A 22044-nucleotide genomic window follows, 5' to 3' on the forward strand; every position below is an offset into this window, starting at 1 on the left:
CTAGGCGACGCCGCGGCTGATCCCGATGAGTTTCGCCGCTGCCGCCGGTCGGTATCGGAAAACAACGACCCGAGGGAGCCCCGTGTACGCCGAGATCAACGGCTTGAGCATGTATTACGAGACGCACGGAACGGGCCGGCCGCTGATCCTGCTGCACGGCGGCCTGGGCTCGGGCGAGATGTTCGGGCCCGCCCTCGCCGGGTTCACCGAGCACCACCAGGTGATCCTGCCCGACCTGCAGGGCCACGGACGGACCGCCGACATCGACCGGCCCCTCGACGTACGCCTGCTGGCCGACGACATCGCCGCCCTGATCGACCACCTCGGCCTGGACCACCCGGACGTGGTCGGTTACTCGCTCGGCGGCGGCGTGGCCCTGCAGGTGGCGATCCGGCACCCGGCGAGGATGGGCCGCCTGGTCTGCGCCTCGGCCGGCATCCGCCGCGACGCCGTGTACCCCGAGATCCTCGCCCAGCAGGGCCAGGTCTCCGCGGCCGCCGCCGAGTTCATGAAGCAGACCCCGATGTACGAGCTGTACGCCCGGGTCGCTCCGCGCCCGGCGGACTTCCCGCGCCTGCTCGACAAGATCGGCGCGGCGATGGCCGAGGACTTCGACCTCACCGACGAGGTGCGCGATCTGCGGGTGCCGGCCCAACTGGTCGCGGCCGACGCCGACATGTGCCCGCCGGCGCACTTCGTCGAGGTGTTCGAACTGCTCGGCGGCGGCCTGCAGGACGGCGGCTGGGGCGGCGAGGGCCGGCCCAAGGGCGGCCACGCGCTCGCCATCCTGCCCGGCCTGACCCACTACGACCTGTTCATGTCCCCGCTGTTCGCCGCCGTCGCCACCGATTTCCTGCGCCGCCCGGCCTGATTTCCTCAGGGGCCCCCGCCGGGCGCCGATGTGCCGTCCTGACGCGGGGACGGGAGCAGCTGATATGACGAGGTGGCCGGTGCACGCCGGGGTACTCGTCGCGACGGTGACGGCCTCGGCGGCCTACACGGTCGCGTCTCCGGCCCTGCGCGTCGTGATCTTCGCGATGGTGACCCTGGTTCCGGTGGCGACGTTCGCCGGCGCCCTGGCCTCCGGTCATCTCCGCGAACGCCGGCCGTGGACGGTCGCGGCCGCCGGCCTGTTGCTGCTCGCGGGTTGCATGGCGTTCTGGTCGGACTGGGTGCCCGGCCACCACTTCGGCCGGGCCGAGGGCCGCCCCGCCGACTTCGGCATCGCCACCGCCCATCTGCTCTTCCTCGCCGGGGCGGCCCTGCTGCTGCGCCGGCGCGGCGTCGGTGACGTGGCCGGCCTGCTCGACGCGGCCCTGTTCGGGGTGTGCGTGGCCGGCCCGACCTGGGCGTGGCTGATCGCACCCCGGCTGACCGGCTCGGCCACGACGACCGGCGAGATGCTGGCGCTGTCCGACATCGCCGTGCTCGCCGCCGTGCTGGCCTGCCTGTACCGGATCAGCCGGCGGGCGGCCGAGGGCCGCGGCCCGATCCGCTACCTGATGATCTGCTGCGCCGCCACGCTCGGCTCGCACATCTCCGGCACGCTCACGGCGCGGACCGGCAGCGCGGTGCCGACCGCGATCCTGCTGATGATGGCCTACCTGACCATCGCGGCCGCCCCGCTGCTGGCCGACGCGCCCCGGCTCACCGACCCCGACCGGCAGACGGCCGACGCGAGCAGCCGGCCGCCGCTGCTCTGGATCGGCGCCGCGCTCTGCGCCAACCCGCTGATCGCGATGATCCAGGGCGTGCGGCACGACGCCGTGGCCGGCGTGGTGCTGCCGGTCTGCTCGATGCTGGCGGTGCCGCTGGTGCTGCTGCGGCTGCGGCAGATGTCGCTGCTGCGCAGCCGGGCCGAGCGGACCCTGGCCCACCACGCCCTGCACGACGAGCTGACCGGCCTGGCCAACCGCCGGCACATCACCGCCGAGATCGACCGGGCGCTGACCGACCTGGAGCGGGGCGGGCTCGACGAGGTGACGGTGATCCTGCTCGACCTCGACGGGTTCAAGCCGATCAACGACCGCTACGGCCATCAGGCCGGCGACCTGGTGCTGCGCACGGTCGCGGAGCGGCTGACCGGCGCGGCCGGGCCGGCCGACCTGGTCGGGCGGATCGGTGGCGACGAGTTCGTGGTGCTGTGCCGGGGCCACGCCGCGGCCGGCCTGACCGCCCTGGTCGGGCACCCCATCGAGCTGGGGGTCGCGAGTGTCCGGGTCGGCGTGTCGGCCGGGGCCGCGAGCGCCGTCCGCGGCGGGCACTTCGACCGCGACACCCTGATCGGCCTGGCCGACGCGGCGATGTACGCCGAGAAGGCCGCGCACCGCCGCCGTCGGGAATCGGTTAGCCTGACCTAACTTTCGAGGTCAGGGGTGGAGATGGCGCAGCCGGAGTCGCTTGCGGAGTTGCTCGGTGGGCGGCGGGCGGCGATCGACGCGACCCTGCCGGCCGTCGGCTTCGTGACCGGCTGGCTGATCTCCGGGCACTCCGTCTGGGCCGGCGCCGGGGCCGCGATCGTGGTCGGGCTGGCGGTCTGCGGGTGGCGGCTGCGCCGGGGCGACCGGCCGCGGGCGGTGCTGATCGGGCTGCTCGGCGTGTGCGTGGCCGCCGTGATCGCGCTGCGCACCGGCAACGCCGCCGACTTCTTCCTGGTCCAGGTGTTCTCGAACGCGGCGAGCGCGCTGCTGTTCGCGATCAGCGTCGTGCTGCGCCGGCCGCTGCTGGGCGTCATCGTCGGGGCCGTCCTCGGGCAGCGGACGCGGTGGCGGCGCGACCCGGCGCTGCTGCGGTCGTACTCGCTGGCCAGCTGGGTCTGGGTGCTGCAGTACGCCCTCCGGGTGGCCGTCTTCCTGCCGCTCTACCTGGCCGACCAGGTCGTCGCGCTGGGCGTGGCCCGGGTCGTGCTGAGCTGGCCCCTGGTCGCGGGGTGCCTGGCGGTGAGCTGGTGGGTGATCCGCCGGACCCTGCCGGCCGGCCACCCGGGCCTGCGGCATCCGGTGACCGGTGAGGTCAGTCCGGCAGCCTGATCCGGACGGTGGTGCCGACGTTCTCGGTGGAGTCCACCTCGATCGAGCCGCCGTGGCTGTCCACGATCTTCTGGCAGATGGCGAGGCCCAGACCGGTGCCGGGGATGGCCTGCCGGATCGCGTTGGTGGCCCGGAAGAAGCGGTCGAACAGCGCGGTCTGCTCGGCCGCCGGGATGCCCATCCCGGTGTCGGAGACGGTCAGCAGGGTGTGCCCGTCGCGGTGCTCGGCCCGGATCGTCACGGTGCCCTCGGGCGGGGTGAACTTGATCGCGTTGCCGACCAGGTTGGCCAGCACCCGGTCGAGCTGCGCGCCGTCGCCGCGGATCGGCAGCGGCCCGCGCACGTCGCAGTGCAGGCCGACCGACGCCTTGTCGGCCGTCGGCGCGACGGCCGAGACGGCCCGTTCGATCACCTCGGCGAGGTCGAGGTCGCCGGGCTCGCTGGCGAAGCCGCCGGACTCGATCCGGGACAGCGTGAGGATGTCCTCGATCAGCTCGCGCAGCCGGCGGGCGTTGCGGGCGATCACCTCGAGCATCCGGCGCTGGGCGTCGGTCAGCTCGCCCGGCTCGCTGTCGCGCAGCAGTTCGACGTAGCCGGAGATGCTGGTCAGCGGGGTCCGCAACTCGTGCGACACGGTCGCCATGAAGTCGTTCTTGGCGGCGTCCAGCGCGGCCAGCCGGGCCAGCAGCTGTTCCTCGTTGCGCCGCAGATGGTCGGTCTCCGCGTCCAGGCGGCTCACCAGGTGGGCCACGGCGAGAGCACCGAGCGCCCCGCCCGCGGCCAGCCCGATCAGCAGGGCGGCGGCGGGCGACCGGCCACCGGTTCGCGCGGGTCGCATCGGCCGGAGGCTTTCCGGACCGCGCTCAGGCCCGGGCCCGGCTCAGCAGCGCCTGGATCCGGGAGACCAGTTCGCGCGGGCTGAACGGTTTGGTCACGTAGTCGTCCGCCCCGGCGCTGAACCCACCCTCGACGTCCTGCTCCTGAACCCGCGCGGTCAGCATGATGATCAGAATTCCGGCGGTGGCCGGGTCGGCGCGCAGCATCTTGCAGACATCGATGCCGGAGAGTCCGGGCATCGAGACGTCCAGCACGGCGAGCGTGGGCTGGCGGCTGCGGGCCTGTTCGAGAGCCGCCTGACCGTCCTCGACGGCGATGACGTCGAATCCGGCCTGTTCCAGCTTGAACGCCACCAGATCACGGATGTCGGCGTCGTCGTCGGCGACCAGAACCACCGTCACGGCTTACTCCTCGGTTGCCCGTACTTTTGTCCTGACCTTATCCCGTTATTTAATTGCTTGGAAGACATATCGGGCAGAGCTGCTGCAACCAAGCCGCAACCCGACCGCATCGAAGCTGCATCCCCGACCCGGTGTCCTGGTGACCACGACCATCCACCGCCGACCAGCCCGGCAGGAGGAGCCCCGATGAACGCAGTGCTCGACGCGGTACGAACCGACGCCCTGTTCCTGTCCCACGTGCAACGCTCCCAGCGGCCGTCCCCCGAGATCATCCGGGCCGCCGTCTCCGACACCGTCGTCCGGATCGGCGAGGCCCGCTGCGCCGAGCTGGTCGCCCAGGAGTTCGGCGAGCACCCCGACTGCGCTCCCGACCGGATGCGCTGGGCGCGCCACGCGGTGAGCCTGGCGTTCCGGTGAACCGGCCCCTATGCTCGGCGCCATGAACGCGCGCTTGAGCATGTGGTGGCCCGCCCGACCGGCGGCCACACCCACCCGCGCGTAACCAACCACGCGGCCGCCTCCCGAGGCGGCCGCTCTTCGCATGGTCTTCCTCGGAGCGGCTCACCGCAGGAGGACACGTCATGCAACCTTTCGCCCTGCTCCACCGCGACGGCGCCGACCACGTCGAGGTGCTCACCGGCGACGTGCGCACCGTCGCGACACTCGCCGACATCCCGATCCGCGAGTCGCTGCCCACGCTCGCGCTGATCCCCTACCGCCAGATCGCCGAACGCGGTTTCGCCTGCGTCGACGACGGCGCCCCGCTCGAATGCCTGCTCGTCACCTCGATCCGCACCGAGCCCCGGGACCGTTTCCCGGCCGGGCACCTGACGGTCGGCGGCGGCGCCTTCGATCTGTCCGACGAGGAGTACGGGGAGATCGTCGAAACCGTGCTGCGCGACGAGATCGGCCACGGCGAGGGCGCCAACTTCGTCATCCACCGGGTCTTCGAAGCCACCGTCGAGGGCGACCCGGTCGCGGCGGCACGCGCCGCCTTCGGCCGGCTGCTGGCCCACGAACAGGGCGCCTACTGGACGTTCCTGGTGCACACCGGCAGCCGGACGATCGTCGGCGCGACCCCCGAACGGCACGTCAGCGTCGCCGACGGGATCACCATGATGAACCCGATCAGCGGGACCTTCCGGCACGGCTCCGGCGAACTGCTCGACTTCCTGCGCGACCCCAAGGAGATCGAGGAGCTCTACATGGTGCTCGACGAGGAGCTCAAGATGATGGCCGCGGTCGCCGAGCACGGCGGGCAGGTGGCCGGCCCGTACCTCAAGCAGATGTCGCATCTCACCCACACCGAGTATCTCCTGGCCGGGCGGGGCTCCCTCGACGTGCGGGAGGTGCTGCGCCGGACGATGTTCGCGCCGACCGTCACCGGCAGCCCGATCGAGAACGCCTGCCGGGTGATCGCCCGGCACGAACGGCGCGGCCGCGGCTACTACGCCGGCGTCCTCGCGCTGCTCGGCCACGACGACGAGGGGCGGCAGACGCTCGACGCGCCCATCCTGATCCGGTCGGCCGAGATCGCCGCCGACGGCACCCTGCGGGTCCCGGTCGGCGCGACCCTGGTGCGGCACTCGACGGCGGCCGGCGAGGTGGCCGAGACCCACACCAAGGCGGCGGGGATCCTGGCCGCGCTGGGTGCGTCCGCTTCCGCCGCTCCTCGCGTACGCCCCCAGGCCGAGACCCCGCAGGTACGCGCCGCACTGGCCGCCCGCAACAACGACCTCGCGCGGTTCTGGCTCGACTCCCGCGCCCCCGGCGCCCTGACCGTCCCGGCCCTGACCGGCCGGAGCGCACTGATCGTCGACGGCGAGGACACGTTCACCGCGATGCTCGCCCACCAGCTCAAAGCCCTCGGCCTGGCGGTGACGGTGCTGCCGTGGCAGGCCGCCGTGGCCGGCATCTCCCCCGCCGGTTCCGGCCCCGCTGCCGACCTGGTCGTGGTCGGACCCGGTCCCGGCGACCCGGCCGAGCTCAGCGACCCCAAGATGACCGCGATGCGCGACCTGACCGCCGGCCTGCTCGCCGCCGGCACGCCCACCCTGGGCGTCTGCCTGGGCCACGAGATCCTGGCCGTACTCCTCGGTCTGGCCCTGCACCGCCGCGACGCCCCCTACCAGGGCTTGGCCCGCGACGTGGACCTCTTCGGCACACCCCGCCGCGTCGGCTTCTACTCGAGCTTCGCCGCCGTCGCCCCCGCCGACCTGCTCGTCTCCCCGCACGGCCCGGTCGAGATCGCCCGCGACCCGCACGACGACACGGTGCACGCCCTGCGCGGCAACGGCTTCGCCGGCGTGCAGTTCCACCCCGAATCGGTGCTCAGCCGGGACGGCGTGGCGATCCTCGCGGAACTTCTTCCGCCATTGATGTCCGGCGTGGTTAGTCCGGCCACGAACGGGTAGCAATCTGTCAGCCGGTGGTTCAAGGGGATCGAGAGCCTCCGCTTGGACCACCGGCCCCCGTCCCGAGGCGGCTTCCCGGCGCGGATAACCGGGTGCGACGCTCCCCCGGCGGCGTTCATCATCGGTGCGTGCACACCCCGCTCCGACAGGTACGCGCCTCCTACACCGACCACACCATCACGGTCTACCAGGCGTATTCTCCGGCGATCGCCCGCCCCGCGCTGGCCGCCGGCCGTTTCGTGGCACCGTTCCGCCGCGAACGCATGACCTGGATCAAGCCGTCGTTCCGCTGGATGATGTACCGCTGCGGCTGGGCCACCAAGCCCGGCCAGGAACACGTGCTGGCCGTCGAGATCCGCCGCGACGGCTTCGAGTGGGCCCTGGCGAACGCCGCCCTGAGCCACTTCGACCGCGACCGCTACCCCGACCGCGACACCTGGTCGCGGGCGGTACGAACGAGCCCGGTGCGGGTGCAGTGGGACCCCGAACGCTCCCTGCGACTGGCCCCCTTGCCGCACCGCTCGGTACAGGTCGGCCTGTCCGCCGACGCCGTCGCCCGCTACGTCGACGAGTGGACGGTCCGCCTCACCGACGTCACCGGCCTGGCCCGCACCATTCACACCCACGTCGCCGCCGGCAACCTCGCCGCCGCCACCGACCTGCTCCCCGCGGAACGCCCCTACCCCCTTCCGCCCGCCCTCGCCGATCGGCTCGGCGCCACCGCTTGACCAGACCTTCTCGCCCGACGTCGGCCCGCCCTCCGGTCCACTGCCCCGATCCCCGCCCCCTCCACCGTCCACCGTCCACAAGTGAGGTCGCGGGTCACGGGCGAGGTCGCCGACCCCGGGTGGGACCGCCGGTTCCGGTCATTTCGCCGGCCCGGGGTGCTTGATCGTTGTCCAGGCCGCGATCGGCTCGTCCGATCGCCGCCACGCGGCGATCTCAGTTTCTCGTCCCCCGCCCTCGCCGACCTGCCGTGGATCTGCGGCTCCCACCCGCCGGAGACCCCCTACGGCCGCCGCCGGGTCCACTTTGCTGTCTGTCACGCGCCCACCGTCAGCACCTTCTCCTGAGATATCCGCCATAGGCTATTTGTCCGCGGCGGCACGACCTCCGGGAAGGGGCGCCCTGGGCCGGCTTCAGGGAGGGTGCGCCCTGGGCCGACTTCGAGCAGGGGTCGCCCCCGGACCGACCTCGGGGAGGGTGCACCCCGGGCCGACCTCGGACGGGGCGCCCGGGGGTGGGACCGGCAGGGGGAGACGAAGGGCCAGACCGGAAGGGGGCACCCGCCCGCAAGGGGGAGGACGGGCGGGTGCCGGGTGGGGGTCAGTCGGCGTGGGCTCCGGGCTTGTCCTCGGTCAGGGTGATGTTGCGGCCGTCGGAGGGGTCGAACAGGTGGAGTTTGTCGAGGTTCATCCAGACCTTGGCGTCGGCGCCGCCGCGTACGCGTGACTCCGCGGACAGGCGGGTCACCAGGCTGTCCTGCGGGGGCAGGTCGGCGCCGCCGGCGTCGGCGGCCAGGTCTTCCAGGTCGGCCGCCGAGGCGCGCTGCCCCTCGACGGTGAAATAGACGTACTTGTCGGAGCCCATCGACTCGACCAGGTCGACGGGGGCGGTGAACTCGAAGCCCTTGGGGCGTTGCGAGTCCTCGACCAGGGCGGCGTCCTCGAAGTGTTCCGGGCGGACGCCGACGATCAGCTGGCGGGCGCCGCCGGCCGGCCCGGTGCGGGCCAGCGACGCGCGGAGGCGGTCGGTCAGCGGCAGGTCGCCCAGCGGGGTCCGCAGCAGGCTCTCCTCGGCCTCGGCGGGCAGGAAGTTCATCGCCGGGGAACCGATGAAGCCGGCCACGAACAGGTTGCGGGGCTGGTCGTAGAGGGTCTGCGGATCGCCCACCTGCTGGATGTAGCCGCCGCGCATGACGACCACCCGGTCGCCGAGGGTCATCGCCTCGGTCTGGTCATGGGTGACGTAGACGGTCGTGGTGCCCAGCTGTTTCTGCAGGCGCGACACCTGCGTACGCATCTGGACCCGCAGTTTGGCGTCGAGGTTGGACAGCGGCTCGTCCATCAGGAACGCCTTGGGGCTGCGGACGATCGCCCGGCCCATCGCCACCCGCTGACGCTGGCCGCCGGAGAGGTTGGCCGGCCGGCGGTCGAGATAGTCGGTGAGTTCGAGCACGCGGGCGGCCTCGCCGACCTTCTCGTCGACGACCTTGCGATCCATCTTGGCCAGGCGCAGCGGGAAGGCCATGTTCTCGCGCACCGTCATGTTCGGGTAGAGGGCGTAGGACTGGAACACCATCGCGATGTCGCGGTCCTTGGGCGCCCGGTCGTTGACCCGTTCGCCGCCGATGCGCAACTCCCCGGAACTGATGTCCTCGAGGCCCGCGATCATGTTGAGGGTGGTGGATTTCCCGCAGCCCGACGGCCCGACCAGGATGATGAACTCGCCGTCGGCGATCTCCAGGTCGACGTCGTGCACGGCGACGGTGCCGTCCGGGTACTTCTTGCTGACCTTGTCGAGAACGATGTCCGCCATTGCAAACCGCCTAACCTTTCACGGCGCCGGAGGTGAGGCCCGCGACGATGCGCCTCTGGAAGAACAGCACGAACAGGATGATCGGGATGGTGATCACCACGGCGGCCGCGGAGATCGCACCGGTGGGGTCCTCGAACTGCGACGCACCGGTGAAGAAGGACAACGCGACCGGGACCGTGCGGGACCGTTCGGTCGAGGTCAGCGAGATGGCGAACAGGAAGTCGTTCCAGCAGAAGATGAAGACGAGGATGGCGGTGGTGAAGACGCCGGGCGCGGCGAGCGGCGCGATCACCTTGCGGAACGCCTCCCCCTGGGTGGCGCCGTCCATCTTGGCGGCCTTCTCCAGATCCCAGGGGATCTGCTTGAAGAACGCCGACAGCGTGTAGATCGCCAGGGGCAGGGCGAAGGTGATGTACGGGAGGATGAGGCCGGGCCAGGTGTCGAACAGTCCGGTGTTGCGCTCGATGTCGAACAGCGGCGACACCAGCGACACCTGCGGGAACATCGCGATCAGCAGGGACACCCCGACGAGCGCCTTCTTGCCGGGGAAGTCGAGGCGGCTGATCGCGTACGCGGCCATCGTCCCGAGGACCACCGCGATCAGCGTCGAGATCAGGGCGATGCCTATCGAGTTGACCAGCGCCCGGACGAACTGGTCGGTCTGGAAGATCGTCCGGTAGTTCTCCCAGGTCCACTCGCGTGGGATGAAGTTGCCGTCGGTGAGCGTCGCGGTCGTCTTGAACGACAGCGAGACGATCCACAGGACCGGGATCAGCGCGAACACGACGACCACGGCGTCGAGCACGCCCCAGCGGAATTTCGCGCCCATTACCGCCTCGTTCCGTCGTCGCTGCCGGGAGCCGCCGTGCCGAACAGCTTCACGAAGATGAACGCGATGATCGCGACGGTGAGGAAGATGAGCACCGACATCGTCGAGCCGATGCCGAGGTTCAGCCCCTTCATCAGGTTGTTGTAGGCGATCATCGACACCGACGACGTCTCGTTGGCGCCGGCGGTGAGCACGTAGATGTTGTCGAAGACGCGGAACGCGTCGAGCGTGCGGAACAGCAGGGCGACCAGGACGGCCGGTTTCATCACCGGCAGCATCACCTTGGTGAACCGCTGCCACCAGCTCGCGCCGTCCATCGAGGCGGCCTTGAGCAGGTCGTCCGGCACCAGGGCGAGGCCGGCCATCAGGAGCAGCGCCATGAACGGGGTGGTCTTCCAGATCTCGGCGAGCACGATGATGGCCAGGGCGCCGGCGCGTTCGGTGAGCGGGGCGCCGTCGGGGGTCACGAGGTTGGCCAGGTAACCGGTTCCCGGGGTCCACGCGTACCGCCACGAGAACGCGGCGACGACCGTGACGATCCCGTACGGAATGAGTGCGGAAGTGCGCACCAGACCGCGACCGACGACGGTCTTGTGCATGATCAGGGCGAGGCCCATGCCGAGCACCAGCTCGGCCGTGACCGAGATGACGGTGATCAGGGCGGTGACCCCGAACGCGCTCCACCAGTAGCCGTTCGACAGCACGGTGGCGTAGTTGGCCAGGCCGACGAACTCCTTCTGGTCGGGGAACTTGAGGTCGTAGCGCTGCAGGGACAGCCAGACCGAGTAGATGATCGGGTAGGCGGTCACCGCGACCATCACGATCGCCGCCGGGGCGCACAGCAGCCAGCCGAGCCGGCGTTCCTGCCGCTTGCCCTCGCTGAGCACGGCCTTGGTCCTCGGCGAACGCCGCGCGGGGATCCGCACCTTCTCCTGCACGCTCACGGCAGCACCCCCTTCGAGTCGATGGCCGCCTGGATCGACGAGCGGAGCGAGTCCGCCGTGCGCTGCGGCTGGACCGACGACAGCGGGGAGAGCTCGGCGGCGACCACCGTGGAGAGGTTCTGGTAGGCGGGTGTGCGCGGCCGGGGCGCCGACGTCTTCAGTTCCTCGAGCAGCGTCTCGCGCATCGGGTAGGCCTTCGCCATCTCCGGTTCGGCGTAGACCGCCTCGATCGACGGGGCCTGCCCGGAGTTGATCGCGAGATACTTCTGGCTCGCCGGCCCGCGCAGGCAGCGGATCGCGTCGAAGGCAAGATCAGGATGCTTGCTGTACGCGCTGACCGCCTGCTCCGATCCGCCGATGGTGGTCCGGCTCGGCGTGTTCGCGTCGATCGCCGGGTAGGTGGCCCAGCCGACCTTGGCCGCCATGTCGGGCGCGTCCTCCTGCATCGAGGCCCACACGTACGGCCAGTTCAGCTGGAACGCGCCGCCGCCGTCCTGGAACGCGCGCCGCACGTCGTCCTCGATCGCGTTGGAGAACGACGGGCTGGTCACACCGGCGGTCGCGAAGTTCCTCAGGACCTCCAGGGCCTGGACCGTGCCCGCGTCCATCACGGCCTTCTTGCCGGCGTCGTCGACGACGTGCCCGCCGGCACTGGCGACGAGGCTGTTGAAGAGGACGACGAGACCCTCGTACTGGGCGCCCATCGTCATGATCTGGTAGGGCTTGCCCTGCGACTTGAGTTCCTGGGACATCCGGATCATCTCGTCCCACGTCCGGGGCGGCGTGGGGACGAGATCCTTGCGGTACCAGAGCAGCTGCACGTTCGTGTTGTTGGGCGCGGCGTAGAGCTTGCCCTCGTACTGGGCGGAGGCGAGCGCCGGTTGCAGCGTCCCGTTCTCGACCTCGGCCTTGATGTCGCCGGTGAACTCCCGGATCCAGTCGGCGCTGGCGAACTCCTGGGTCCAGGTGACGTCCATGCCGAGGATGTCCATGCTGTCGTCCTCGGCGGCGAGCCGGCGGACCATCTGGACCCGCTGGTCGTCGGCGGTACGCGGCAGCACCTGGTAGACGATCTTGTACTTGCCCGCGGCCTCGGCGTTGCAGCGGTCGACCACCGTCTGCATGTTCTGGACCGGGGAGTTGTAGAAGTTCAGGACGGGCGTACCGCCCTCGTCGGATCCGCAGGCCGCAAGGGGTGCGGCCAGGGCGAGCGCGGCGACGGCCGCGGCCACCCTGCGTGTTCGTGTCGCCATTGACCCTCCACTCGACCGGAAGTGATCTTCATCACTTCGACAGCCAGTGCACTCCTGCCCCGCGCGGCGCCGGAACAAACCAGAAACGCGCCGCCGCGATCCGGCCGGCTGACGCGTTTGGCCGCGGGGCGGGGTTGGGTATCTGCGTCGGGCGTCTCAATGGGAGGGGAAAACATGTCGGAACCCCAGGTCACGCTGGACCCGGAGCACCTCAACGGGGTCGAGGAGAAGCTGCGCGGACCACTCGAGGAACAGCTCACGTCGGCCCTGCGGGCGGCCAACGACAAGACCCGGCACACGTACTCCGGGGAAAGTGTCGACCAGGTGGCGGAGACCCTGCTGGAGCGGACCAAGTCGGGCCTGCACCACGACATCGCGGACGGCTTCAACCCGGACGCCGGTCAGCTCCGGCACGTGGCGGAGCAGATCGTCGCCGACGCCGACTCCGACACCCGCGACCTTCCCCGCCCGTCCTGAGTCAGATCGCGCCGGCCTCGGCCAGGTAGACCGCCGACTTCTCCGGTTCCATGAGCCAGTCGAAGAAGTCGTTCGGGTCGCTGAAGCCGTTCGCGAAGCGGCGGGCGACCACGTCGTTGCCCGCCGCCGCACCGAGGGCCTGCTGCACGTGCGGGGGCAGCGGTGCCAGGAACGCGTTGGTCCACGCCGTGACGGCCTGGCCGTGCGAGGTCCAGAACGACTCGAACACCCCGGTCATCCACTGTTCGTCGAACGGCTGGTCGCCGCGCTGCAGGATGGCCCGCAGGTAGTGGTAGGCGGCCTTGGCGGCGGTGTTGCTGCCCTGCCCGGTGAGCGGGTCGTTGGCGACCACGACATCGGCCAGGCCGAACGCGAGACCCCCGCCGGGCAGCTGGGCGACCGGCCGGCGGACCGTGGGGGTGTAGCGGCCGTGCAGGGTCGCGCGGGCGTCGGTCAGCTCGACCGCGCCGGCCCGGTCGTGCACCCACGGCAGGTACTGCCGGATCAGGTCGAGCGTGATGCGCAGGTGCTGCGCGGGGTCCATCCGGTGATGGACGCCCGCCCAGGCGTCGAGCGGCCCGCCCGGCACGGCCTCCCAGAACAGGATGTCGCAGGGCCCGGTGCCGGTCAGGGCGGGAATGACGAACAGTTCCCCCAGCCCGGGAAGGGCGTGGAAACCGACGTGCGGTTCCGGCCATTTCGGGTCCGGCGCGAGACCGTTGACGTACGCCACCGCCAGGCCCCGCTGCGGGACGGTGTTCGGGGACCGTTGCGGATCGCGGTCGAACGCGGCCACCAGGTCGCCCTTGCCGGCCGCGACGATCGTCAGGTCGTACCGGCCCAGCGCGGTCAGCTCGTCCAGGTCCTGCGTCGACACCGTCTGGTAGAGCACCTCGAGGCCGGCGTTCTCGGCGTCCTCCAGCCAGCGGGCCATCTTCAGGCGCTGGTCGGTGGACTGACCCGGCCGGTCGAGCCGGGCCAGCACCTCCAGGGCCAGTTCGCCGGGCGGCGCCGACAACGCCACGTGCAGACCCTGGATCCGCGGCGCCCGATCCTCCCAGTGGTTGAGCTGGTAGGCCCGCTCGGTGTTGAGGGCGAGGTCGAACATGGCCTGGGTGCTGGTCGGCCAGCCGGACCGGATCTCCTCCGGGGTGCGCGCCGACATGATCGTCACGTCGTAGCCCTCGGCGTGCAGGCTGAGCCCGAGCTGGAGGCCGGCCTGACCGGCGCCGACGATGAGGATCCTACGCAAATTGGACCTCCTGATAGCTGCTGTCCGGCCCGGGGGCGGCCTTCGCGTACGCGTGGTCGACCACGGCCAGCAGGGCCTGGGCGACGTTGCGGCGGTGCCGGACATCGGTGGCGATCAACGGGATGTGCGCCGGCAACGACAGCGCCGCCCGCACGTCGGCCAGTCTGTGCAGGGTGACCCCGTCGAACAGGTTCACGCAGACCAGCCAGGGCACCTGGGCGTCGTTCTCGAAATAGTTGACGGCCGGGAACGACGACTCGAGATTGCGCGTGTCGACCAGCACGAGCGCGCCGACCGCGCCCCGCACCAGGTCGTCCCACATCGGCCAGAACCGGGGCTGGCCCGGCGTGCCGAAAAGGTAGAGCACAAGGGAATCGTCGACGGTCACCCGGCCGAAGTCCATGGCCACGGTCGTGGTCGTCTTCTCGGTTCCGGGGTCGAGCTTGTCGATCTGGGTGGCGGCCGCGGTCATCCACGACTCCGTCCGGATCGGCGGGATCTCCGAGATGGCTCCGACCGCCGTGGTCTTGCCGACGCCGAACCCGCCCGCGATGACGATCTTGGCCGAGGTCATCGACCGCTGGTTTGCCACGTCAGGTGAGCTTGCGGAGGCCGGCACGAAGTCTCTCCAGAAGTGCGACGTCGTTGGACGGGCGGACATCGGTGGGTCGGTCGTCGTGCAGGATCAGCTCGTTGGTCTTGAGCAGGTCGCTGACCAGCACCCGGGTCACGCCGAGCGAGAGACCGCAGTGCGCGGACAACTCGGCGACCGAACACATGGTCCGCGCGGCCTCGTAGAGCCGGCGCGTGGCCGGGGCCAGCGTCGCCGCCAGCATCGGGTCGAACCGCCCGCCCGTCGAGACGAGCGTGTGGATCAGCAGCGGGCGCCGGCCGGTGCCGACGCGACCGGAGGCGGCCCGCATGTACGGCCGGACCTTCCAGTGCCGGGCGTACCCGGGATGTGTGGCCATCGGTCCGCCCGTCAGTACGCCGGTGTGGGCAGGGTCTGCCGGTGCAGGCCGTGCCGGATCTCCGGGGTCAGCGCGTGCCCGACGGCGGCGCTGAACGCCGACATCGCGTAGCCCAGCGCGGAGATCTGCGTCTGCGGCGTGCCCGCCACGATCAGCGCCGCCGCGAACTCGCCGGCCGCGTCGTCGATGCGCAGGAACGCGAGGTGGCCGCCCGGGTAGCGCATGGTCAGGTTCTCCGGGGCCGGGCCGAGCCCGAACACGCCGCCGAACTGCCGGGTGATCGACAGGAAGCCGGCGGTCAGCGCGGCCGCCGACTCGGCGCGGTCCCGGTCGAGCTCACCCGCCGTCGCGAGATGCAGGCCGTCGGCGGAGATCAGCACCGCGTACCGGATCGTCGGCACCTCCTTCATCAGCCGGTCGATCAGCCAGTTCACGCGGCCCAGCGGGTCGCCTGTCAGGGAGCCGTGCTGCGTCATGCGCCGGGTCCTTTGCGGGAGGAGGTGAGCGTGTCACGGTTGGCCGCGTCGACCCCGGCGTTGAACGCCTCGGCGTCGTCGTGCCAGGTGGTCCGGTAGGCGGCCGGCGGGGTGACCGGGGTCTGCGGTTCGGCCACGCGGATGCTGCCGGGGGTGCGGCGGGGCAGCGGCGGCGCCTCGACGGCGGCCGGGCTGCCGGCCGTCGGCCCCGGATCGGTGGTCGCCGAGGTGTGCCGGCTGCCGAGCGCCATCGGGATCGCGATCGGCAGGACGGCCGTCCGGTCGGGGTCGAAACGGGCGGACGAGGCCTGCCGCGGAATCGGCAGGGCGCTCCCGCCCGTACCCGTCGCCGGACCTTGATCTTGACCGGGCAGTGTGCCCGGGATCTCGCACACCAGGTCGGCGCCGATCCGCAGCATCGCCACCGTGCCGCCGGTGCTGCGGGGCGTCAGCCGCGCCTGCAGGCCCGGGTGCCTGCGGGTGAGCACCGCCACCACCGGCAGCCCCACCCGGGACGGCTGGATGTCGGCGTCCCGCAGCTGGGAATGCTTGGACAGCAGGTAGTTGAGCGACTCGAGCCGCTCGGCCGGGACGCCGATGCCGGAGTCCTCCACCCGCACCAGCACCTCCCCGTCGCCGGTGAGGTGCGCCGCCACGCTCACCGGCTGGTCCGGCGGCGAGTAGCGGTCGGCGTTGTCGATCAACTCGGTGAGCACCCGGATCGTGTCGTCGGCGGCGTCCGCGGCCACCGCGAGGTCCACGATCGGCCCGAACGACAGCCGCTCGTAGTGCTCGGCCGAGGAGCCGGCCGCCCGCGCGACGTCGTACAGCGAGATCGCCTGCCGGTCGGCCGGGTCCTCCACCGGCTCGCCGGTCAGCACCCGCAGGTTCTCCGCGAGCCGGCGGGTGCGGGTGATGGTGTGGTCGATGCGGAACAGCAGCGCCTGCCGCTCCGGGTCGCGCTCGGCCTCCTCGGCGCGGCCGACGTGATGCACCGCTTCCCAGGTCAGCGTCAACAGGCGCAACGCGAACTCGCCGGCCAGCGGCCGCCAGGGGTCGGGCGAGACGATCGGTCCGACGTGGGCGACCTCGGCCGCCGCCACCGCGGTCGCGGTCGGTTCCTCGACGGTCGGCGGGATCGGCTCGGCCCGGCGCCGTCGCCAGCTCCACCAGCTCAAGATTCGGTCTCCCTAGAGTCCGATCGACATCCGCGCACGGGAACGGATCGACCGGCGCACGGCCATAGTTCCACAGCGATCGATCACATCGGACCGATGGCACCCGGACGAGGCAACATCGACAGCCATCACCGTATGCGGATAGTGACGGGCGCTCGGCGGGCCCCGTACACTGCGCCGCCGGCTCGGCCGGCTCGGCCGGGCCGGGCGGAACGACCCGCACCCCGGCCGGTTGCCGGCTCGCCGCCGCGGCCGGCATCGCTCCCCGCCCGCCGCCCGCGTCACTCGAATTGACAAACATCGTCACTCAAGGTGACGTTCGAGCACATCCGGGAGTGGTAAAAAATGTCGGTTCACTGACAGGCGCGGGCCGGCAGACAGCAGTCGGTGCAGAGCTTCGGCTGGGCGAGCGTGAACGCGAGGCAGCACGTCCGCCGCTGCACCACTCCCGGCGGCACGATCTCGACGAGCCCGCCCAGGCCCAGGGCCGCCAGCACCGGGCCGGCCGGCTCGGGGGTGCGCGTCAGCCCGTACGCCATCGCGGACGCCAGCGACCCCAGCAGCACCCGCCGCCCGATCCGGGTCACCTGCAGCGCGTCGAGCAACGGCATCAGATGCTCGTCGAGCAGGGACCGGCGCAGCGCCGCCAGCAGTTCCCCGGCCCCGGCCACCACCTCGACGCCGGGCCGCCCGGCGAACGGGTCCCCGGGTAGCACCGCCACCGCCACGTCGGCCCGCACCCCCAGCGTGACCAGCGTCCGCGGGTCGTCGAAGCGCACGAGCACGGCGTCGCCGGTCAGCAGCGGCACCCGGCGGGCCACCGCGAAGCCGAGCACCGCCGGCAGCGTCAGCCAGTAGGTGTACGCCTTCCAGGCGAGCGAGGCCGCCACATGCGGCTGCGCCCGCCAGCGCCGTTCCGCCCGCGCCAGCAGCACCGGCAGCAGATCACCGGCCAGCCGGGCGGCCGGCGTCCACCCCGCGGCGTCGTGCACCAGCAGGCCGGGCGTGACCCCGGGCAGCCGGTCGGCGGTGCCGAAGATCGAACGCAGCGCGGCGAGCACGGCGGCAAGCGGATGGTCGGCACTCACGCCACCACTCATACCCCCCGAAGCCGTGTGGACACCGTCGCGGTCGGCGTGCGGTCGACCCGCCGCACCGCCGCACCCTGACCCGCCGCACCCTGACCCGCCGCACCCTGACCCGCCGCACCCTGACCCGCCGCACGCTGACCCGCCGGAGCCCTCGCCGTCTCCCACCGCGAGGGCATGCTCCGATGCTGCCACCCGGGTACGACAGAAAACCTCGGCCGGGGCCTGAGTTCGGCCGGGCAGGACAGGCGCCCGCCCAAGCTCCCCGGCCGACCACCCGGGCCCGCGCCGCGGCCGGCGGGCTAGCGGCGGCGGCGAACGAGCAGCGCGCCGAGGGCCGTGGCGGCCAGCAGCAGGACCCCGCCGGTGACCAGCAGGCCGGCCGGGACTCCGCCGTCGCGCGCGGCCGCCCGGGGGGCCGGCTTCGCGGATGACGGGGCGGCCTGCGGAGCGGCCTGCGTGGCCGGCGCGGTGGCCGGGTCGACGGCGGGGTCGGCGGCGGGTGAGGACGGGGTCACGGCGGGACGGGCGGGGAGGGCGTACCGCCGGATCTCGGCCGGCTCGCCGTTCTCCTCCTCCGAGACCGTGAGCAGAGCGGTGCCGTCCACCGTGTAGCTGATCGACTCGCCCTGCGGTTCGTCCGGGAGGGCGATCCGGGTCGGCGTGCCCTTCGTGAGAGCGCCGACCACGTCGTCGCCCGTGACGGCGTACTCGAAGGCGTCGGCGTACGTCCGCAGGACCACATGTTGCCCGTCCGGGCTGACCGCTCCCCCGGTGATCACCAGCCGGCCCGGCAGGCCGAAGGGGTTGCTGGTGCCGGTCACCGGCACGGTGACCGAGCCGGCCGCCCGCAGCGCCGTGGTCCCGCCCGCCGTGAGGTCACCGACCGGCAGGTAGACGGACGCCGCGCCGATCGACTTGGTCACGACGATCGGCGTGCCGGCCCGGGTGACCAGCAGTGCTTCCGCGTTGTGCGCGCCGTCGGGATAGGTGAGGCGGAACAGTTGCGGCTTCTTCGCGCCCGCCGTCAGCCGCCACAGGCCGACCGTCTCGCGGGTGGACCCGTTGTCACCGATGTCGGCGACCCACAGTGTCCCGTCGGCCGCGAGTCCCAGGTCCTCCGTGTCGCGAGGACGGGACGGGTAGGACACCGCCCGGACGACCCGGCACTTCTGGTCGAGGTAGAAGATCTTGCGGTGCGAGGCCTCGTCGGCACCGTCGTTGACCGCGACGAACCCGGTCGCGGTGGCGGCCAGCCCGGACAGCTCGGTGAGCCGCTTGTCCTTGACCGTGCACACCGCCACCGGCGCGGCGGGCACCGCCATCGGCACCGCGCTCAGCGCCGCCCGTGGCACCTCGGCGAGCGCCGGCATCGGCACCGCGGCGACGGCGGCCAGCCCGGCAAGCACGGCCCGCCCCGCCCACCCGGCCCACCCGGCTCGCCCGGCCAGCTCCACCCGCCCGGCAACCCCGTGAAGAATCATCGGCTCCCCTTCGAGCACACCCGATCAAACCGCCCTACGGTGGCGCCATGATTACCTGCGTGGTCCACTACACCATCGACCCGGGGCAGATCGCGGCTTTCGAAGCCTTTGCCGGCGAGTGGATGCGGCTGGTGGCCGCGCACGGCGGCGTCCACCACGGCTACTTCCTGCCCGCCGAGGGCGCCAGCGACAAGGCCGAGGCCCTGTTCAGCTTCCCGAGCCTGGCGGCCTACGAGGAGTACCGCAAGCTCTTCGGTAGCGACCCCGAGTTCGTGGCGGCCGACCGGATCCGGGACGAGTCCGGGTGCGTCCTGCGGTACGAGCGAACCTTCATGCGGCCCCTGCTCCCGGCCGACCCCAGGCCGGCGGCCCTCGAACCGGCGGACCCAGGGCCGAGACCGGCGGACCCAGAGCCGAGGCCGGCGGACCACCGGCCGGCGGGTCAGTAACCGGCGGCGGTCATGCGCTCGGCCAGCAGGCGCAGGCCGTTGCGCAGGCCGGACCTCGCGGTGTCCTCGGAGACGCCGAGTTCGACGGCTACCTGCCGGTGGGACAGACCGTAGTAGTAGGCCAGGGCGATCACGTCGGCGCAGAGCGGGGGCAGATCCCGCACGCAAGCACGCACCGCCGCCGCCTGAGCCGCGCCCGGCACGTCGCCCGCACCCTCCGCCCCCACCGGAACCGGCCCGATCGGCCCAACCGGAACCAGCCCGGCCGGGGGAGAGACAGCCGGGGCAGAACGAGCCGGGGCAGATCCAGCCGGGGCAGAACGAGCCGGCGCAGAGCCGGCCGGGGCAGAACGAGCCGGGGCAGAACGAGCCGGGGCGGATCCGGCGAGCCCGGTCCGGTAGGCCCGGCGGACCGGCCGGCGGCGCAGCAGGTCGATGGCCCGGCGGCGGGCCAGGACGCACAGCCAGCTGCGCATCGGGCCGATCCGGGGATCGAACCGTTCGGGGTGGCGCCACAGTTCGACGAACGCCTCCTGCACGGCGTCCTCGGCGTGGGCGGGGTCGCCGGTGATGCGGGCGGCGAGCGCGTAGGCCGCCGGCGCGTGCCGGTCGAACGCCTCGATCAGGGCGTTCTCGTCGGCGGCGACCAGCAGGGCGCGCAGCCGCACGTCGTCGGCGTGGACCGGCACGCTCACTCGCATCCCAGCGTGGCGGCGACGGAGAGCAGGTCGAACGCGGCGGCCCGGTCGCCGTCGACGGCCGCGCCCGGCACCGGGACGGCCACCCGCCCGGCCAGCAGGCGCCCGAAGAGCTCGGCCGGCAGGCGCACCCGCGCGAGACCACGTCCGCCGCCGGAGGCGGACAGGTCGACGGAACACGAGCCACCGCCCGGTCCCTCGAGGAGCAGCGAGATCGACGAACCCGGGCGCCCGCGTCCGGCGGCATCCATCGCGGCGGGCAGAAGCGACAGACCGAAATCGAGGATCTGTGCCAGATGTACGGGCGCGGGCACCACCGCCGGCAGCGAGACCGCCGCGCGTACGTCGCCGTGGTGGACCCAGGTCTCGAAAGCGCGCTGGGTCAGCGCCTCCCGCAACGGCCGCCGCAACGATGTGTGCCCGGCCAGCCGGACCGGATGCCCGAGCAGATCACCGCGACTCCCGACGATTCGCAGCAGTCGATCCGACTGGGTCCGCCAATCGTCGGAGAAGGTGCCGGCGGCGCCCAGTTCGGCGCAGACCCGGGCGTCGTTGGAAGCCAGGTGCGACACGATCGCCGCCACGGTACGGCCGTCGAAGATCGGCGTGCGCCAATCGGCCGGCGACAATCCGTCGAGCAGGACGCCGAGCGAGGCGACCTCGGCCGCGTACGCGTCGAGCGCCGGGGAATCGGACGGCGCCCGCACCGATCTCGCCGCCGCGACGACCCGTGCCCGCAGGTGGGCCGGGGGGTGCCCGGGGTGCGACGGGCCGACCCAGCCGGCCACCCGCGCGGCCGTCGCGACCAGTGCCCGGCACGGCTCGCAAGAGTCCACGTGCGCAGCGACGGACGGATCGGCACAGTCGCCGAACGCGTACGCCTCGAGCACGTCGTCGGGATGCCCGGCCATAGGCCGACGACAATACGCATCGGCCCGGGAAAGGTCAGGCTGGTTTCGGACAGTCGGTTCGGGGACCGGGGTCAGAGAACGCGGCGCAATTCCGTCTCGCTGCCGATCGCGGCCCGCCGCGCCGGTTCGGCGACGTATTCCGCGATGACCCGGGCGAGCAGATCGGCGTCCGCCCCGGCGGTCAGGTAATGCGTGCTGCCGGGCCGGTATCCGCGGCGGACCACCAGCTCGGGCCGGTCGAAGTAGAGGGCGAGCTGGTTGCGGCCGATCGGCACGGCCGGGTCGTGCCCGGCGAACGCCGCCCACGGCACGAACAGGGACCCGAAGGGCTGGTGGTCGGTCAGACCGCCGGCCGTGAGGCGTACGCCGTTCCAGCGCCACCCGAGGTACCACAGGCCGGCGGTCACCACCGCCAGCACGACGAGCGCGACAACCCGGGCCACCTGCGACTGCGCCCCTGGCTGGAGGACCAGCACGGTCGTACCCATGAAGGTGAACGCCCCCGCGAGCAGTGCCCGGTTGGGGTTGAGCGGCGCCTCGAAGGCGCCCAGCGCCGGCCGGGCGCACAGCTCACGGGGGTGGTAGAGCAGGATCGCCACCACCGACAGCCCGTAGAGCCCGACCGTGAGCACCGCCATCGTCCCGCCCGCCACCCACCAGAACCACCGGGTCAGCAGCATGAGCAGGACGGCCAGCAGGCCGGCCGCGGGCAGGAAGAGGTGCCGGCCGCGGGCGACGAGGCCGAACGCCGCGAGGGTGGCCCGCCGGTGCGCGAAGGAGACGTCGGTCATGGTGCGCCCGAGCATAAGAGGTGC

At 72.2% G+C, this 22044-nt stretch carries 24 protein-coding genes; 8 read left to right on the forward strand and 16 right to left on the reverse strand.

The window, feature by feature from the left end:
* Positions 1 to 109 precede the first annotated feature (109 nt).
* From Afe05nite_RS12550 to Afe05nite_RS12560, 3 genes are all read left to right on the forward strand, one after another.
* Positions 110 to 871, forward strand: a complete 762-nt coding sequence (locus Afe05nite_RS12550) for an alpha/beta fold hydrolase (protein WP_203817250.1) — start codon at positions 110 to 112, stop codon at positions 869 to 871.
* Positions 872 to 935: 64 nt separating this feature from the next.
* Positions 936 to 2360: a GGDEF domain-containing protein gene (locus Afe05nite_RS12555; protein WP_203817191.1), complete on the forward strand. Its 1425-nt coding sequence runs from the start codon at positions 936 to 938 to the stop codon at positions 2358 to 2360.
* Between the two features lie 21 nt (positions 2361 to 2381).
* Entirely contained in the window at positions 2382 to 3029 is a 648-nt protein-coding gene (locus Afe05nite_RS12560; RefSeq protein ID WP_203817192.1) for a DUF3159 domain-containing protein, read from the forward strand.
* Here Afe05nite_RS12560 and Afe05nite_RS12565 read toward each other — a convergent pair.
* Both Afe05nite_RS12565 and Afe05nite_RS12570 read right to left on the reverse strand, forming a co-directional pair.
* The gene (locus Afe05nite_RS12565) at positions 3013 to 3867 is read right to left on the reverse strand and encodes a sensor histidine kinase (RefSeq protein ID WP_203817193.1); all 855 of its coding nucleotides are present in this window, start codon (positions 3865 to 3867) and stop codon (positions 3013 to 3015) included. The two genes, Afe05nite_RS12560 and Afe05nite_RS12565, sit on opposite strands and share 17 nt — an antisense overlap.
* 25 nt (positions 3868 to 3892) lie before the next feature.
* Positions 3893 to 4267 carry a response regulator transcription factor gene (locus Afe05nite_RS12570; RefSeq protein WP_203817194.1) on the reverse strand — a complete coding sequence of 125 codons (375 nt, stop codon included), beginning with the start codon at positions 4265 to 4267 and terminating at the stop codon, positions 3893 to 3895.
* A 186-nt stretch (positions 4268 to 4453) separates the two neighbouring features.
* Between Afe05nite_RS12570 and Afe05nite_RS12575 the strand changes: the two genes are divergently transcribed.
* The 3 genes from Afe05nite_RS12575 to Afe05nite_RS12585 all read left to right on the forward strand — a co-directional run bounded on the left by Afe05nite_RS12575 (position 4454) and on the right by Afe05nite_RS12585 (position 7409).
* Positions 4454 to 4684 (forward strand): hypothetical protein, encoded by a 231-nt coding sequence (locus Afe05nite_RS12575; protein WP_203817195.1) that lies wholly within the window; start codon positions 4454 to 4456, stop codon positions 4682 to 4684.
* Between the two features lie 164 nt (positions 4685 to 4848).
* Positions 4849 to 6681 (forward strand): anthranilate synthase family protein, encoded by a 1833-nt coding sequence (locus tag Afe05nite_RS12580; RefSeq protein ID WP_203817196.1) that lies wholly within the window; start codon positions 4849 to 4851, stop codon positions 6679 to 6681.
* A gap of 128 nt (positions 6682 to 6809) precedes the next feature.
* Positions 6810 to 7409: a DUF4291 domain-containing protein gene (locus Afe05nite_RS12585; RefSeq protein WP_203817197.1), complete on the forward strand. Its 600-nt coding sequence runs from the start codon at positions 6810 to 6812 to the stop codon at positions 7407 to 7409.
* 598 nt (positions 7410 to 8007) lie between these two features.
* Here the strand turns inward: Afe05nite_RS12585 and Afe05nite_RS12590 are convergent.
* From Afe05nite_RS12590 to Afe05nite_RS12605, 4 genes are read right to left on the reverse strand one after another with little or no spacing between them, the layout of a single operon-like run.
* The gene (locus Afe05nite_RS12590; protein WP_203817198.1) at positions 8008 to 9219 is read right to left on the reverse strand and encodes an ABC transporter ATP-binding protein; all 1212 of its coding nucleotides are present in this window, start codon (positions 9217 to 9219) and stop codon (positions 8008 to 8010) included.
* A gap of 10 nt (positions 9220 to 9229) precedes the next feature.
* The gene (locus Afe05nite_RS12595) at positions 9230 to 10048 is read right to left on the reverse strand and encodes a carbohydrate ABC transporter permease (RefSeq protein WP_203817199.1); all 819 of its coding nucleotides are present in this window, start codon (positions 10046 to 10048) and stop codon (positions 9230 to 9232) included.
* Positions 10048 to 10992, reverse strand: a complete 945-nt coding sequence (locus tag Afe05nite_RS12600; protein ID WP_275407464.1) for a carbohydrate ABC transporter permease — start codon at positions 10990 to 10992, stop codon at positions 10048 to 10050. The genes Afe05nite_RS12595 and Afe05nite_RS12600 overlap by 1 nt, the downstream gene beginning before the upstream one ends.
* Positions 10989 to 12245, reverse strand: a complete 1257-nt coding sequence (locus tag Afe05nite_RS12605) for an ABC transporter substrate-binding protein (RefSeq protein ID WP_203817200.1) — start codon at positions 12243 to 12245, stop codon at positions 10989 to 10991. Before Afe05nite_RS12605 ends, Afe05nite_RS12600 begins: the two co-directional genes overlap by 4 nt.
* 174 nt (positions 12246 to 12419) lie before the next feature.
* Here Afe05nite_RS12605 and Afe05nite_RS12610 point away from each other — a divergent pair, with 174 nt between their 5' ends.
* Positions 12420 to 12722, forward strand: coding sequence for a hypothetical protein (locus tag Afe05nite_RS12610; RefSeq protein ID WP_203817201.1), 303 nt, complete (start codon positions 12420 to 12422; stop codon positions 12720 to 12722).
* Position 12723: 1 nt separating this feature from the next.
* Here the strand turns inward: Afe05nite_RS12610 and Afe05nite_RS12615 are convergent, their stop codons facing one another.
* The 7 genes from Afe05nite_RS12615 to Afe05nite_RS12645 form a co-directional block, all read right to left on the reverse strand.
* A complete protein-coding gene (locus tag Afe05nite_RS12615; protein WP_203817202.1) occupies positions 12724 to 13974 on the reverse strand; it encodes a styrene monooxygenase/indole monooxygenase family protein in 1251 nt (416 codons plus the stop codon).
* Positions 13967 to 14548: a GTP-binding protein gene (locus tag Afe05nite_RS12620; protein ID WP_203817252.1), complete on the reverse strand. Its 582-nt coding sequence runs from the start codon at positions 14546 to 14548 to the stop codon at positions 13967 to 13969. The genes Afe05nite_RS12615 and Afe05nite_RS12620 overlap by 8 nt, the downstream gene beginning before the upstream one ends.
* A 19-nt stretch (positions 14549 to 14567) precedes the next feature.
* Complete coding sequence (locus Afe05nite_RS12625; RefSeq protein ID WP_203817203.1) at positions 14568 to 14945, reverse strand: DUF742 domain-containing protein; 378 nt, start codon at positions 14943 to 14945, stop codon at positions 14568 to 14570.
* Between the two features lie 11 nt (positions 14946 to 14956).
* Complete coding sequence (locus Afe05nite_RS12630) at positions 14957 to 15421, reverse strand: roadblock/LC7 domain-containing protein (RefSeq protein WP_203817204.1); 465 nt, start codon at positions 15419 to 15421, stop codon at positions 14957 to 14959.
* Positions 15418 to 16599, reverse strand: a complete 1182-nt coding sequence (locus Afe05nite_RS12635; protein WP_203817205.1) for a sensor histidine kinase — start codon at positions 16597 to 16599, stop codon at positions 15418 to 15420. Before Afe05nite_RS12635 ends, Afe05nite_RS12630 begins: the two co-directional genes overlap by 4 nt.
* 353 nt (positions 16600 to 16952) lie before the next feature.
* On the reverse strand, positions 16953 to 17699 hold the full coding sequence (locus Afe05nite_RS12640; protein ID WP_203817206.1) for a (2Fe-2S)-binding protein: 747 nt from the start codon (positions 17697 to 17699) through the stop codon (positions 16953 to 16955).
* Between the two features lie 290 nt (positions 17700 to 17989).
* Entirely contained in the window at positions 17990 to 19171 is a 1182-nt protein-coding gene (locus Afe05nite_RS12645; RefSeq protein WP_239117765.1) for a hypothetical protein, read from the reverse strand.
* A gap of 47 nt (positions 19172 to 19218) precedes the next feature.
* Between Afe05nite_RS12645 and Afe05nite_RS12650 the strand changes: the two genes are divergently transcribed.
* The gene (locus Afe05nite_RS12650) at positions 19219 to 19620 is read left to right on the forward strand and encodes an NIPSNAP family protein (RefSeq protein WP_203817207.1); all 402 of its coding nucleotides are present in this window, start codon (positions 19219 to 19221) and stop codon (positions 19618 to 19620) included.
* Here the strand turns inward: Afe05nite_RS12650 and Afe05nite_RS12655 are convergent.
* The 3 genes from Afe05nite_RS12655 to Afe05nite_RS12665 all read right to left on the reverse strand — a co-directional run bounded on the left by Afe05nite_RS12655 (position 19614) and on the right by Afe05nite_RS12665 (position 22020).
* Positions 19614 to 20315: an RNA polymerase sigma factor gene (locus Afe05nite_RS12655; RefSeq protein ID WP_203817208.1), complete on the reverse strand. Its 702-nt coding sequence runs from the start codon at positions 20313 to 20315 to the stop codon at positions 19614 to 19616. The genes Afe05nite_RS12650 and Afe05nite_RS12655 overlap by 7 nt on opposite strands.
* Entirely contained in the window at positions 20312 to 21229 is a 918-nt protein-coding gene (locus tag Afe05nite_RS12660; RefSeq protein ID WP_203817209.1) for a maleylpyruvate isomerase mycothiol-dependent enzyme family protein, read from the reverse strand. Before Afe05nite_RS12660 ends, Afe05nite_RS12655 begins: the two co-directional genes overlap by 4 nt.
* A gap of 71 nt (positions 21230 to 21300) precedes the next feature.
* Positions 21301 to 22020: a hypothetical protein gene (locus tag Afe05nite_RS12665; protein ID WP_203817210.1), complete on the reverse strand. Its 720-nt coding sequence runs from the start codon at positions 22018 to 22020 to the stop codon at positions 21301 to 21303.
* Positions 22021 to 22044 lie beyond the last annotated feature (24 nt).

The organism is Paractinoplanes ferrugineus, from assembly GCF_016862195.1.
In the GTDB taxonomy this organism is placed as follows: domain Bacteria; phylum Actinomycetota; class Actinomycetes; order Mycobacteriales; family Micromonosporaceae; genus Actinoplanes; species Actinoplanes ferrugineus.